Genomic DNA, 12662 nt, shown 5'->3' with positions numbered 1-12662 from the left:
GCTCCACCGATCGGCAGCGCGTCCCCACCGGCGCCCCGGGCGGCCGGTCGGGTCGGTGCGCGCCGGTAGGCTTGCCCCTCGTGACTCCCGCCGAGCTCTCAGCCGCCCTGAGGGATGCCCTGACCACGGCCGTCGCGGCCGGGGAGCTGTCCCTCGACCCCGCCGACGTGCCGGCCGAGGTCCGCGTGGAGCGCCCCAAGAACCGCGACCACGGCGACTGGGCGACCAACGTCGCCCTGCAGCTGGCCAAGAAGGTCGGCCGGCCCCCGCGCGAGGTCGCGGCCGTCGTGCAGCAGCGCCTGCTGCGGGTCCCCGGCGTGCAGGCCGTGGACATCGCCGGCCCGGGGTTCCTCAACGTCACCCTCGAGGCGGCCGCCGCCGGTGAGCTGGCGCGCTCGGTCGTCGAGGCCGGCGCCGCCTTCGGGACGGCTTCCGAGCCCAGCGGGGAGAAGGTCAACCTCGAGTTCGTCTCGGCCAACCCCACCGGGCCCATCCACCTCGGGGGCACCCGCTGGGCGGCCGTCGGCGACTCCCTGGCCCGCGTCCTGGAGGCCTGCGGCGCCTCGGTCACCCGCGAGTACTACTTCAACGACCACGGCGGCCAGATCGACCGGTTCGCGCGGTCCCTGCTGGCCCGGGCCAACGGCGAACCCGCCCCCGAGGACGGGTACGGCGGCGACTACATCACCGACATCGCCACCCAGGTGCGGGCCCTGGTCCCGGGGGTGCTGGAGCAGCCCCGCGAGGAGCAGCAGGAGACCTTCCGCCGCGAGGGCGTCGCCCTGATGTTCACCGAGATCAAGCAGAGCCTGTCGGAGTTCGGCGTCGAGTTCGACGTGTACTTCCACGAGGACTCCCTGCACACCTCCGGCGCGGTCGACCGGGCCGTGGCGAAGCTGCGCGAGCTCGGCCGCATCTACGAGTCCGACGGCGCGATCTGGTTGCGCACCAGCGACTTCGGTGACGACAAGGACCGCGTCGTCGTCAAGAGCGACGGGAACCCGGCCTACATCTCCGGCGACCTCGCCTACTACCTCGACAAGCGCGAGCGCGGTTTCGACCGCTGCGTGCTCATGCTCGGGGCCGACCACCACGGCTACGTGGGCCGGATGATGGCCATGTGCGCCGCGTTCGGCGACGAGCCGGGCCGGAACCTGGAGATCCTCATCGGGCAGATGGTGAACCTCGTCAAGGACGGGGTCCCGGTCCGCATGAGCAAGCGCGCCGGCACCGTGGTGACGATGGAGGACCTCGTCGGCGCCGTCGGCGTCGACGCCGCGCGGTACTCCCTGGTGCGCTCCAGCGTCGACTCCAGCATCGACATCGACCTGGACCTGCTGACCCGGCGCAGCAACGACAACCCCGTGTTCTACGTGCAGTACGCGCACGCCCGCACCGCCAACGTGGCCGTGAACGCCGCGGGCGCCGGCGTGCGCCGCGAGGACGCCTTCGACCCGGCGCTGCTGACCGACGAGACCGAGTCGCTGCTGCTGGCCGCCCTCGCGGAGTTCCCCGAGGTCGTGCGCCGGGCGGGTGAGCTGCGCGAACCGCACCGCGTCGCGCGCTACCTGGAGGAGCTCGCGGGCAGGTTCCACAAGTTCTACGACGCCTGCCGGGTCACCCCCCGCGCCGGCGAGGAGGTCACCGACGTCCACCGGACGCGGTTGTGGCTCAACGACGCCACGCGGCAGGTGCTGGCCAACGGCCTGGGCCTGCTCGGCGTCTCGGCTCCGGAACGGATGTAGGACGTGGCGGACATCGCGGTCGTGCCGGCGTGGCTGACGCCCCCGGCCGACGTCAACGAGCTGCTGCCGCAGCTGTGGGCCCGGACCGTCCAGCGCGACGCGGCGGGCGCGCTGCAGGTGGGTGGCGTCTCGGTCGCCGACCTGGCGCGCACGCACGGCACCCCGCTGTTCGTCGTCGACGAGCTGGACTTCCGCTCCCGGGCGGTCGCCTTCCGCGACGCCTTCGCCGACGCGTTCGCCGACCTGTGCGGCGGCGCCGACGTCTACTACGCCTCGAAGGCGTTCATCGCCACGGGGGTCGCGCGGTGGATCGCCGAGGACGGCCTGCACCTGGACACCGCCTCCGGCGGTGAGCTGGCGCTGGGCCTGCGCGGCGGGGTGCTGCCGGGACGCATCGCGTTGCACGGCAACAACAAGTCCCGCCAGGAGATCGCCACGGCGCTGGAGGCCGGTGTCGGGCGCATCGTCGTGGACTCCCTGGAGGAGGTCGACGTCGTGGCCGACCTGGCCCGCGAGCGGGGCCTGGTCGCCCCCGTGATGCTGCGCGTCACCGTCGGCGTCGAGGCCCACACCCACCAGTACGTCGCCACCGCCCACGAGGACCAGAAGTTCGGGTTGTCGCTGGCCTCGGGGCAGGCCGAGGCCGCCGTCGCGAAGGTGCTCGCGCGCCCCGAGCTGCACCTGCTCGGGCTGCACAGCCACATCGGCTCCCAGATCTTCGACCTCGGCGGGTTCGAGGTCTCGGCCCGGCGGCTGCTGGAGCTGCACCGCAAGGTCGAGCGCGACCACGGGGTGGAGCTGCCCGAGATCGACCTCGGCGGCGGGTACGGCGTGGCGTACACCTCCGAGGACAAGCCGCTGCCGCCCGTCGAGATCGCCGGCCGCCTGGCCGAGATCGTGGCGCGCGAGTGCCTGGTCCAGGGCATCGCCGTCCCGCGCGTCTCGGTCGAACCCGGCCGCGCCATCGCCGCGCCGAGCACGTTCACGCTCTACGAGGTGGGGACGACCAAGGACGTCGAGCTCGACGGCGGCACCCGCCGCCGCTACGTCTCCGTCGACGGGGGCATGAGCGACAACATCCGCACGGCGCTGTACGACGCGGACTACTCCGCGACGATCGCCTCGCGCGCCTCCGGCGCCGCGGGCGTGCTGTCCCGGGTCGTCGGCAAGCACTGCGAGAGCGGCGACGTCGTCGTGCGCGACGAGTTCCTCCCGGCCGACGCCGCGGCCGGTGACCTGCTCGCCGTCCCCGGCACGGGGGCGTACTGCCGCAGCATGGCCAGCAACTACAACCAGGTGCCGCGGCCCGCGGTCGTCGCCGTGCGCGACGGCGTGGCCCGGTTGCTCGTGCGGCGCGAGACCCCTGAGGACCTGCTCGCGCTCGACGCGGGCTGACGGTCCGGTGGCCGGGACGGCCCGGCGCAGGTGAGAGGGTAGGGCGGATCGTGCTGGACGAACTGAGGGAGCGCAAGCGGTGGAGCCGGTGAAGGTCGCGCTGCTCGGGTGCGGTGTCGTGGGCGCCGAGGTCGCCCGACTGCTGACGACGCAGGCCGACGACTTCGCGGCGCGCGTGGGTGCGCCGCTGGAGCTCGTGGGGATCGCGGTGCGCCGCCTGGGCCGCGACCGCGGTGAGGGCATCGACGCGTCGCTGTTCACGACCGACGCCGAGGAGCTCGTGACGCGCGCCGACGTCGTCATCGAGGTCATCGGCGGCATCGAGCCGGCGCGCTCGCTCATCCTGTCCGCCCTCGAGCACGGCGCCTCGGTCGTCACCGCCAACAAGGCCCTGCTGGCCGCCGACGGCCCGGCGCTGTACGAGGCCGCGGCGAAGAACGGCGCGGACCTCTACTACGAGGCCTCCGTCGCGGGCGCGATCCCGCTGCTGCGCCCGCTGCGCGAGTCCCTCGTGGGCGACCGCGTGACGCGCGTGCTGGGCATCGTCAACGGCACGACGAACTACGTCCTGGACCAGATGCACACGACGGGCATGGGCTTCGCCGAGGCCGTCGAGCAGGCGCAGGCCCTGGGGTACGCCGAGGCCGACCCGACGGCCGACGTGGAGGGTTTCGACGCCGCCGCCAAGGCCGCGATCCTGGCCTCGCTGGCGTTCCACACCCGGGTGGGCCTGGACGAGGTCCACCGCGAGGGCATCACCGAGGTCAGCGCCGCCGACGTGCGCGCCGCCGAGGTCCAGGGCTGCGTCGTCAAGCTGCTCGCGATCTGCGAGCGCGGCACGGACGCCGACGGCAACGAGGCCGTCTCGGTCCGCGTGCACCCGGCGATGCTGCCGCTGGAGCACCAGCTCGCGGGGGTGCGGGGGGCGTTCAACGCCGTCTACGTCGAGGCCGAGGCGGCGGGCCAGCTCATGTTCTACGGCCCCGGCGCCGGGGGCCGGCCCACGGCCAGCGCCGTGATGGGCGACGTCGTCGCCGTCGCGCGGCACAAGGTCGTCGGCGGCCGCGGCCCGGGGGAGTCGGCGTACGCCGAGCTGGCGGTCCAGCCGATGGCCGAGACCGTCACGCGCTACCACGTGCGGCTCGACGTGGCCGACAAGCCCGGCGTGCTGGCCCAGGTGGCCGGGGTGTTCGCCGCGCACGGCGTCTCGATCGAGGCCGTGCAGCAGCGCCAGGACGACTCCGGGCGCGCCGTCCTGGTCGTCGTGACGCACAGCGCGACGGACGCGGACCTGTCGGCCACCGTCGACGAGCTCGAACAGCTGGACATCGTGGACTCCGTGGCCGGTGTGCTGCGGGTCGAAGGGGGAGACGCCTGATGGCGCACGTGTGGCGGGGCCTGATCGAGGAGTACCGGGACCGGCTGCCCGTGACCGAGTCCACCCCGGTGGTCACCCTCGGCGAGGGGGGCACGCCGCTGGTGCCGGCGCGCCACCTCTCCGAGCTCGTGCGGGGCCGCGTGCTCCTGAAGGTCGAGGGCTGCAACCCGACCGGTTCGTTCAAGGACCGGGGCATGACGATGGCGATGACGAAGGCCAAGGAGCTGGGCGCCGAGGTCGTCATCTGCGCCTCCACGGGCAACACCTCCGCCTCGGCCGCCGCGTACGCCACGGCGGCCGGCATCCGCTGCGCCGTCCTCGTGCCCGACGGCAAGATCGCGATGGGCAAGCTGTCCCAGGCCGTGGCCCACGGCGCGACGATCCTGCAGGTCGACGGCAACTTCGACGACTGCCTGAACCAGGCGCGCAAGCTCGCCGAGGCGTACCCCGTCGAGCTGGTCAACTCCGTCAACCCGTTCCGCATCGAGGGCCAGAAGACCGGTGCCTTCGAGGTCGTGGACGTGCTCGGCGACGCCCCGGACATCCACGCGCTGCCCGTCGGCAACGCCGGGAACATCACCGCGTACTGGAAGGGCTACACCGAGTACGCCGCCGACGGCGTCGCCACGAGGACCCCGAAGATGTGGGGCTTCCAGGCCGCCGGCGCCGCCCCCATCGTCAAGGGGCACCCCGTGGACCAGCCCGAGACGATCGCCACCGCGATCCGCATCGGCCACCCGGCCTCCTGGACCGGGGCCACGACCGCGCGCGACGACTCCGGCGGCCGCATCGACGCGGTCAGCGACGAGCAGATCCTCGCCGCGCACCGGTGGCTGTCGGCGAAGGAGGGCGTCTTCGTCGAGCCCGCTTCCGCCGCGGGGGTCGCGGGTCTGCTGGCGGCGGCCGAGGCCGGTGAGGTCGAGGCCGGCCAGACCATCGTCATCACGGTGACCGGGCACGGGCTGAAGGACCCGCAGTGGGCCCTGGAGCTCGCGGGCGGGGCCGAGGGCTCGGTGGAGCCGGTGCGCGTGCAGCCCGACGCCGTGACCATCGCCCGGGCCATCGGCCTGGACGTCTGAGCCGCGTGCGCACCGCGCCGCACGGCCACCGCACGCCGGCATGAGCGTCCCCACCCGCCCCCGGACCCTGGGCCGGTTGCCGGTCGGTGCCGCCGTGACGGTCCGGGTCCCGGCGACGAGCGCGAACCTGGGCCCCGGCTTCGACGCCTTCGGCCTCGCCCTCGACCTGTGCGACGAGGTGCGGGCCGAGGTCACGGCCGCCGAGGGCCTGACCGTCCGCGTCGAGGGGCAGGGCGCCGACGCCGTCCCGACCGACGGCCGCCACCTCGTCGTCCGCGTCCTGCGCGAGGAGCTCGCGGCGGCCGGGTACGAGGCGGTGGGGCTGGACCTGCTGTGCCGCAACGTCATCCCGCACGGGCGCGGGCTGGGGTCGTCGGCGTCGGCGATCGTCGCGGGCCTCACCGCGGCGCGGGGCCTGATGCAGGCCGCGGGCGTGGTCACCGAGACCGACGCCGAGGCGAGGCAGCGGGTCCTGCTGGAGAGCTCCCGGCGCGAGGGGCACCCCGACAACGCCGCTCCCGCCGTCCACGGCGGGTTCACCATCGCCTGGACGCACGGCGGCGACCCGACGCACCCGGACGCGGTGCGGTCCGTGCGGCTGGCGGTCCACCCGTCCGTGCGGGCCGTCGTCTGCGTCCCGGCCGAGGAGCTCGCGACGTCACGGGCCCGTGCGCTGCTGCCGGCGACCGTCCCCCACGGCGACGCGGCGTTCACCGCGGGGCGGGCGGGGCTGCTCGTGCACGCGCTGAGCGCCGACCCGTCGCTGCTGCTGGACGCGACGGAGGAACGCCTGCACCAGGCCCAGCGGGCCCCGGCGATGCCGCGGTCGGCGCAGCTGCTCGACGCGCTGCGCGCCGCCGGGCTGGCCGCGGTCGTCTCCGGTGCCGGTCCCAGCGTGCTCGTCCTCACCGACGAGGCCGGCGTGGGGAGGGTGCGCGCGATCGCGCAGGACCAGGGTGACTGGGACGTCCACGACCGCCCGGTCCACCCGACGGGCGTGCAGTGGACGCTCGGCTGAAGCCGTTGTCCCCCAGTCGCTGAGCGGGTGCCCGCCGGCTCCCGCGCGGGGACGGGACGACGCGCCGCACCGCCGTTCGGGGGATGGGGGACGCCGGTGGGGCCTCGGGTGTTAGCATGGGCTCAGCACTCACGGCGGGACCGTCTGTTCGACGGACGCTGGTCGAAGCCCCTCTGCTCGTAGGACCGCTTCCTGCAGCGCTCGTCCCCCCGTCTCCGGGTGCGTCTCCACTCATCTGCTGCGCTGTGCGCGGCCGTGGATTCCCAACCGCTGCCCGATCGGGCAGTCACCGCGACACCCCCGGACCCGACGAAGCGCCGGATCCGCCGGTCAGTCGCTCCGACGAGGGGGAAGGACCTTCGTGACCGATACCACCGACACCGCTGCCACCGACGGCGCGAACACCGACGCGCCCGTGCGCCGGACGGGGAGCCTGTCAGCGCTGCGCCTGCCGCAGCTCCAGGCGCTGGCGACCGAGCTCGGGATCTCCGGCACCGGGCGCATGCGCAAGGTGGACCTGCTCGCCGCCATCCGGGAGCACCAGTCCGGCGGGCCGCAGCGCAGCGCACCCGCCCAGGCGCCGGCTCCCGTGGCGCAGGCCCCGGCTCCCGTCGTGGAGCAGGCCGCGCCCGCGGTCGCCGAGCTCACCGTCCAGCCCGCTGCCGAACCCGCCGCCGAGGCCGCCGAGGCGCGGATCCAGGCCCCGCGGACCCGTTCCCGCCGGGCCGGCGCGCCCGCCGGTGCTCCGCCGGCGGCCCAGGCACCCGCGGCCCAGCTGCCCGCCGCGGACGCCCCCGCCCCGGCCGGGGAGACCACCCCGGCCCCGCGCCCCGAGCCGACGCTGGACGACTTCACCGGCGGCCGCACCGAGCGCCCCGCGCGGACCGAGCGTCCCGAGGACGCCCCGCCGCGCCTGTCGCGCCGCGAGCGGGCCCGCCGCGACCGCGTGCGTGAGCCCGACCAGCAGGTCGAGCTGCCCAACATGCCCCGCCGCGAGGCCGCGGGCGAGGGCGAGACCCGTGGTGAGAACCGCAACCGCGGCGAGAACCGTGGCGAGAACCGCGGTGAGGCGCGCGGGGAGACCCGCGGTGAGGCGCGGGGCGAGGACCGCGCCGAGCGTCCGCAGGCCGCCCACACCGGCCCGTCCGACGACTTCGAGGGCGAGGGCCGCCGTGGCCGTCGCAACCGCTACCGCGACCGCAAGGGCCGCCGCGGCGGCCGTGACGGCGGCGGTGCGCCCGAGATCGACGAGCAGGTCAACGAGGACGACGTCCTGCTGCCCGTCGCCGGGATCCTCGACGTGCTCGACAACTACGCGTTCATCCGCACCTCCGGCTACCTCGCCGGCGCCAACGACGTGTACGTCTCCCTGGGCCAGGTGAAGAAGAACAACCTGCGCCCCGGTGACGCCGTCACCGGTGCGGTCCGCCAGCCCCGCGAGGGCGAGCAGACCGGTGCCCGCGCCAAGTTCAACGCGCTCGTGCGCGTCGACACGGTCAACGGCGCGGCGCCCGAGCAGGCCCGGCACCGTCCGGAGTTCACCAAGCTCACGCCGCTGTACCCGCAGGAGCGCCTGCGGCTGGAGACCGAGCCCAACGTCCTGACCACGCGGATCATCGACCTGATGTCGCCGCTGGGGAAGGGGCAGCGCGGTCTCATCGTGGCCCCGCCGAAGGCCGGCAAGACGATGGTCATGCAGGCCATCGCCAACGCCATCACGACGAACAACCCCGAGTGCCACCTCATGGTCGTGCTCGTGGACGAGCGTCCTGAAGAGGTCACCGACATGCAGCGGACGATCAAGGGTGAGGTCATCGCCTCCACCTTCGACCGTCCTGCCTCCGACCACACCGCGGTCGCCGAGCTCGCCATCGAGCGGGCCAAGCGCCTGGTGGAGCTGGGCAACGACGTCGTCGTGCTGCTGGACTCCCTGACCCGCCTGTCGCGCGCCTACAACATCTCCGCGCCGGCCAGCGGCCGCATCCTCTCCGGTGGTGTCGACGCCTCGGCGCTGTACCCGCCGAAGCGCTTCTTCGGCGCGGCGCGCAACGTCGAGAACGGCGGCTCGCTGACGATCCTGGCCTCGGCCCTGGTCGAGACGGGCTCCAAGGCCGACGAGGTCATCTTCGAGGAGTTCAAGGGCACCGGGAACATGGAGGTCCGCCTGTCGCGCCAGCTGGCCGACAAGCGCATCTTCCCGGCGGTCGACGTGCCGGCCTCCGGCACCCGCCGCGAGGAGATCCTCATGTCCCGCGAGGAGCTGCAGACCGTCTGGAAGCTGCGTCGCGTCGTCACCGCGCTCGACGCGCAGGCCTCCATCGAGCTGCTGCTCGACCGCCTGAAGAAGACCCGCAGCAACCTCGAGTTCCTGCACCAGGTGCAGACCTCGACCCCCCTGGTCACCAAGGACTGAGGGAATCTTCCGGGGGGCCGCCGGGTTCCACTACCCGGCGGCTCCTGTGGGAGACTGCTTCGACACCGCGGGTACCGGCTCACGCCAGCACGATCGGCGACCCGGTACCGACTGAGCGCCTAGAGGAGAGAACCATGAAGGCTGGGATCCACCCGGAGTACGTCGAGACCCAGGTCACCTGCACCTGCGGCAACACGTTCACCACCCGCAGCACCGAGAAGTCCGGTGAGATGCGCGCCGACGTCTGCAGCGCCTGCCACCCGTTCTACACGGGCAAGCAGAAGATCCTGGACACCGGTGGTCGCGTCGCCCGCTTCCAGCAGCGCTACGGCAAGAAGACCGCCAAGTAGCACGTCCACAGCGCCGGTCCCACCGCCCCTCCGGGCGGAGGGGCCGGCGCTGTCGCGTTCCCGCCCCCCGTCCACCCGCCTGCTCAGGAGCCCGCCGTGTTCGAGTCCGTCCAGCCGCTGCTCGACGAGCACGCCGAGCTCGAACGCCGTCTCGGTGACCCGGCGGTGCACGCCGACGCGGGGCTGGCCCGGTCCCTGGGGCGGCGCTACGCCGAGCTGGGGCAGGTCGTGGAGGCGCACTCGGCGTGGCGCGCCGCCGTCGGCGACGCCGAGGCCGCGCGCGAGCTCGCCGCCGAGGACGCCGGTTTCGCCGCCGAGCTGCCCGCGCTGGAGCGGGCGGTCACCGAGGCCGGCGAGCGCCTGCGCCGGGTGCTGCTGCCGCGCGACCCCGACGACGCCCGCGACGTGATCCTGGAGATCAAGGCGGGGGAGGGGGGTGAGGAGTCCGCGCTCTTCGCCGGCGACCTGCTGAGGATGTACCTGCGCTACGCCGAGCGGCACGGCTGGGCCACCGAGCTCATCGACTCCACCCCCAGCGACCTCGGCGGCTACAAGGACGTGTCGGTCGCGGTGAAGGCGCGCGGCAGCGCGGCCGAGGGGGTCTGGCACCGGCTGAAGTACGAGGGCGGTGTCCACCGCGTCCAGCGCGTCCCCGTCACCGAGTCGCAGGGGCGGGTCCACACGTCCGCCGTCGGCGTGCTGGTGATGCCCGAGGCCGAGGAGGTCGAGGTGGCGATCGACCCGAACGACCTGCGCGTCGACGTCTTCCGCTCCTCCGGGCCCGGGGGCCAGAGCGTCAACACCACCGACTCCGCCGTGCGCATCACGCACCTGCCGACGGGCATCGTCGCCAGCTGCCAGAACGAGAAGTCGCAGCTGCAGAACAAGGAGCAGGCGATGCGCATCCTGCGGGCGCGGCTGCACGCCGTCGCCCAGGAGGCCGCCGACGCGCAGGCCTCGGCCGCGCGCCGCTCGCAGGTCCGCACGGTCGACCGCTCCGAGCGGATCCGCACCTACAACTACGGCGAGAACCGGATCGCCGACCACCGCACGGGGTTCAAGGCGTACAACCTCGACGCCGTGCTCGACGGCGACCTCGACCCGGTGATCCAGTCGGCCGTCGACGCCGACGAGGCGGCGCAGCTCGCGGCGTCCTGATCCGCCGAAGGTCGGATGCCCCGGTCCGCTGCGCGTCCCTAGCGTGGGCGGTGACGGCGTCGCGCCCGAGCGCGTCGTCCGCTCGTGCCCTGCCCGCCGCTGCCGGACTGAGGTGGTCCCGTGTCGTCCCGTTCCCTGCGTCCCCTGGTCCGGAAGCTCGGCCTGGCGGGGGTGAGCGCCGCGCTCGTCGCGGGGCTGTCGGCCGCCGCCGTCCCCCAGCCGCCGCGCCCGTCGGCGGCCTCGACGGGTGACCCGGCCCTGGTGGCCCGGTTGCGCGACGCCACCGCCGACCTGCCCGGCCAGGGGTTCGCCGCGGCCGTCGGGGACGCGACCGGCTCGACCTCGGCCGCCGTCGGCACCGCGGACGTCGACCGCCCGCTGGAGGCCGGGACGCCGCAGGAGATCGGTTCGATCACGAAGTCGCTGACGGGTCTGCTGCTGGCCGACATGGTGGCGCGCGGGGAGGTGACGCCGGCGACGACGCTGGGGCAGGTGCACCCCGACCTGCGCGGGGAGCTGGCCACCACCACGCTCGACGAGCTCGCCACCCACACCTCGGGCCTGCCCCGCCTCAGCACGCGGGCCGCCGCGGCGGGATTGCTGGCCTCGTTCACCCTCGGCAACCCGTACCGCTTCGACACCCCGGACAACCTGCTGCGGGACGCGGCCTGGACGCCGTTCCGCACCGAGCGCGGCCGGTACGCCTACTCCAACCTGGGTTACGCGCTGCTGGGCAACGCGCTGGCGCAGCGGGCCGGCCTGCCCTACCCGCAGCTCCTCGCCGAGCGGGTCCTGACCCCCCTGGGCCTGGACGCCACGGTCGCCGCCCCGCCCGCGCCGCCGGCCGGGGCGGCGCGGCAGCTGGGCCCGGACGGCCGGGTCGCGGAGCCGTGGCTGTCCGCCGGCAGCACCCCGGCCGGGACGGGGGTGTGGTCGACCGCCGAGGACCTGGGCCGGCTCGCCCGGGCGGCCGCCACGGGCGGGCTCGACCCGTTGGCCCTGCGGCCGCGGGTGCAGGACGGCGAGTCGGGCGTCGGGTGGGGCTGGTTCACCGTCGACCTCGACGGGCGGACCCTGCTGTACAACAACGGCGCGACCTCCGGGGTCCAGGCGTCGGTGTGGGCCGAGCCCGCGACGGGGGCCTGGGCCGTGGTCACCTCGCCCAGCGGGTCGGAGGCGGTGGACACCCAGACGGTCGCCCTCCGGTTGCTGGGCCTAGCCTCGTGAGGTGATCGACGCCCGCGAGCTGCTCCTGGACGCCGAGCGGCGGCTCGCGGCCGCCGGGGTCCCGACCCCCCGCGCCGACGCCGAGCTGCTGCTCGCGCACGCCCTCGGGGTGGACCGCTCGCGGGTGGGGGTGCTCGTGGCGCTGGGGGAGCGGGTCGACCCCGGCCGGTTCGGCGACCTGCTGGAGCTGCGGGCCGACCGCGTGCCGCTGCAGCACCTGACCGGCCGGGCCGGGTTCCGCGCGCTGGACCTGCACGTCGGCCCGGGCGTCTTCGTGCCCCGGCCCGAGACCGAGACCGTCGCCGAGCTGGCGATCGTCGCCGCCCGGGACGTCGAGGCCCCCGTGGTCGTGGACCTGTGCACGGGGTCGGGTGCCATCGCGCTCGCCGTCGCCACCGAGGTGCCCGGTGCCCGCGTGCACGCCGTCGAGCTGGACCCGATGGCCCACGAGTGGGCCCGCCGCAACGTGGAGGAGTTCGCCCCGGGCCTGGACCTGCGCCGCGGTGACGCGGCGACGGCGTTCGCCGACCTCGACGGCGCCGTCGACGTCGTCGTGAGCAACCCGCCCTACGTCCCGCCGGGAGCGGTGCCCGTCGACGCCGAGGTCGCCCGGCACGACCCGCAGGTCGCCCTGTACGGCCTGGGGGAGGACGGGTTGCAGGTGCCCCGCCGCGTCGTCGCCACCGCCGCCCGGTTGCTGCGCGCGGGCGGGTACGCGGTCGTCGAGCACGCCGAGGTCCAGGAGGCCGCGGCCCGGGAGATGTTCGGCGACCGGGAGTGGGTGGACGTGCGCAGCCACCGCGACCTCACCGGACGGCCCCGCGCCACCTCCGCCCGTCGCCGCTGACGCGCCGGGCGCCAGGTCGTCGTCGCGACACGCCCGGACGGTGCGAGACTCT

10 protein-coding genes are annotated in these 12662 nt (G+C 74.7%); all 10 read left to right on the top strand.

The features are described from left to right. The first annotated feature begins 80 nt into the window (after positions 1–80). The 10 genes from argS to prmC all read left to right on the top strand — a co-directional run bounded on the left by argS (position 81) and on the right by prmC (position 12610). Positions 81–1745 (top strand): arginine--tRNA ligase, encoded by a 1665-nt coding sequence (gene argS / locus ACRYRX_RS09640; protein ID WP_432511641.1) that lies wholly within the window; start codon positions 81–83, stop codon positions 1743–1745. 3 nt (positions 1746–1748) lie between these two features. Beyond that, on the top strand, positions 1749–3140 hold the full coding sequence (lysA, locus tag ACRYRX_RS09635; RefSeq protein ID WP_432511640.1) for a diaminopimelate decarboxylase: 1392 nt from the start codon (positions 1749–1751) through the stop codon (positions 3138–3140). A gap of 79 nt (positions 3141–3219) precedes the next feature. Then, positions 3220–4518, top strand: coding sequence for a homoserine dehydrogenase (locus tag ACRYRX_RS09630; RefSeq protein ID WP_432511639.1), 1299 nt, complete (start codon positions 3220–3222; stop codon positions 4516–4518). Further along, a complete protein-coding gene (gene thrC, locus ACRYRX_RS09625) occupies positions 4518–5597 on the top strand; it encodes a threonine synthase (protein ID WP_432511638.1) in 1080 nt (359 codons plus the stop codon). The genes ACRYRX_RS09630 and thrC overlap by 1 nt, the downstream gene beginning before the upstream one ends. 40 nt (positions 5598–5637) lie before the next feature. After that, positions 5638–6615 carry a homoserine kinase gene (thrB, locus tag ACRYRX_RS09620; protein WP_432511637.1) on the top strand — a complete coding sequence of 326 codons (978 nt, stop codon included), beginning with the start codon at positions 5638–5640 and terminating at the stop codon, positions 6613–6615. Between the two features lie 361 nt (positions 6616–6976). Next, positions 6977–9028 carry a transcription termination factor Rho gene (gene rho / locus ACRYRX_RS09615; protein ID WP_432511636.1) on the top strand — a complete coding sequence of 684 codons (2052 nt, stop codon included), beginning with the start codon at positions 6977–6979 and terminating at the stop codon, positions 9026–9028. Between the two features lie 134 nt (positions 9029–9162). Continuing rightward, positions 9163–9378 carry a 50S ribosomal protein L31 gene (gene rpmE / locus ACRYRX_RS09610; RefSeq protein ID WP_432511635.1) on the top strand — a complete coding sequence of 72 codons (216 nt, stop codon included), beginning with the start codon at positions 9163–9165 and terminating at the stop codon, positions 9376–9378. A 96-nt stretch (positions 9379–9474) separates the two neighbouring features. Then, positions 9475–10536: a peptide chain release factor 1 gene (gene prfA, locus ACRYRX_RS09605; protein ID WP_432511634.1), complete on the top strand. Its 1062-nt coding sequence runs from the start codon at positions 9475–9477 to the stop codon at positions 10534–10536. Between the two features lie 120 nt (positions 10537–10656). Continuing rightward, positions 10657–11763, top strand: a complete 1107-nt coding sequence (locus ACRYRX_RS09600; RefSeq protein WP_432511633.1) for a serine hydrolase domain-containing protein — start codon at positions 10657–10659, stop codon at positions 11761–11763. A gap of 1 nt (position 11764) precedes the next feature. Continuing rightward, positions 11765–12610, top strand: a complete 846-nt coding sequence (gene prmC, locus ACRYRX_RS09595) for a peptide chain release factor N(5)-glutamine methyltransferase (protein WP_432511632.1) — start codon at positions 11765–11767, stop codon at positions 12608–12610. Positions 12611–12662: the final 52 nt, after the last annotated feature.

It is taken from the genome of Kineococcus lubricus (assembly GCF_050871965.1).
Taxonomy (GTDB): domain Bacteria; phylum Actinomycetota; class Actinomycetes; order Actinomycetales; family Kineococcaceae; genus Kineococcus.
The sequence above is the reverse complement of the archived record's forward strand: the minus strand, read 5'-3'. Positions and strand labels throughout refer to the sequence as shown.

Coding starts and splice junctions, on each gene's coding strand:
- thrC (WP_432511638.1), top strand. CDS start 4,518: ATGGCGCACGTGTGGCGGGGCCTGATCGAGGAGTACCGGGACCGGCTG.
- thrB (WP_432511637.1), top strand. CDS start 5,638: ATGAGCGTCCCCACCCGCCCCCGGACCCTGGGCCGGTTGCCGGTCGGT.
- rpmE (WP_432511635.1), top strand. CDS start 9,163: ATGAAGGCTGGGATCCACCCGGAGTACGTCGAGACCCAGGTCACCTGC.